General features: G+C 76.0%; 1 protein-coding gene. It reads left to right on the top strand.

All coding sequences use genetic code 11. The features are described from left to right. Positions 1 to 1015: tetratricopeptide repeat protein (locus ACFFNX_RS51035; RefSeq protein WP_378213738.1), on the top strand; the 1015-nt coding region annotated here is incomplete at both ends.

The following is a 1015-nucleotide window of genomic DNA, read 5'->3' on the forward strand; positions in this document are numbered from 1 at the left end:
CGTTCGTCCGTGCCGCCCTCGCCGACCTCGACGAGCGGACCGACCCCGAGCGCGTCGCCCTGCTGCTCCGCCGGCGCGCCTGGCTGACCTTCGTGCTGGGCCGTACGGGCGGCCTGGAGGACCTGCGCCGGGCGCAGAGCCTGGTGCCGGAGGCCTCGATCGCACGGGCGGAGGTGCTGGCGCCGCTGGGCCGCACGCTGGTGCTCCTCGGCCGCCACGACGAGGCCCGCCCGATCAGCGAGGAGACCCTCACGCTGGCGGACCGGTTCGAGGATGACTGCATCGCGGCGGACGCCCTGAACAACCTCTCCATCTCCGAGGCGGTCGGCGGCCGGTTCGACGCGGCGCTGGCCCTGCTGGGGACCGCGCGTACGCGGGCCGAGCACATCCGCGACGGCGGGTCGGTGCTCCGGTCGATGGTGAACACGGCCGACGCCCTGGAGGGGAGCGGGCGGTCCGAGGCGGCGATCGCGACGGCGCAGCAGGCGCTCTCGCGGGCCGAGGCGCTCGGCCAGGCCCGCACCCAGGGGGTCTACGCGGCGAACAACCTCGCGGAGGCGCAGATCTCCCTCGGCCGCTGGGACGACGCCGTCGAGACCTTCGAGCGGGCCATGGAGCTCGTGCCGACGCCTGGCCTGCGCGGCCAGCACCTGCTCAACCGGGGTGAGATCGCCGTCGCCCGCGGCGAGAGCGACGTCGCGGCCCGGATCGTGGAGGAGCTGCGGGCGCTGCTCGCCGCCGACGACCCGTACCCGCAGCAGGTGTTGCCACTGGCCAGCCTCGTCATCGAGTGGCGACTGGCCGAGGGCGACGTGCCGGGCGCGGTCGAGGCCACGAGCCGCGCCATCGCCGAGCACGACCTCGACCGGGACGTGCGGCACTCCTGGCCGGTCCTCGTGGCGGGCATGCGGGCCTGCGCCGCGCGACGTGATGAGGCCCTCGCGGAGGAGCTGCGCGCCATCGCCGCGGCGACCGCCGCGTACGGCCCGGTGATGGAGGCGCGGCGCACCGAGCT

It is taken from the genome of Actinoallomurus acaciae, assembly GCF_042429965.1.
GTDB classification, from domain to species: Bacteria; Actinomycetota; Actinomycetes; order Streptosporangiales; family Streptosporangiaceae; genus Actinoallomurus; species Actinoallomurus acaciae.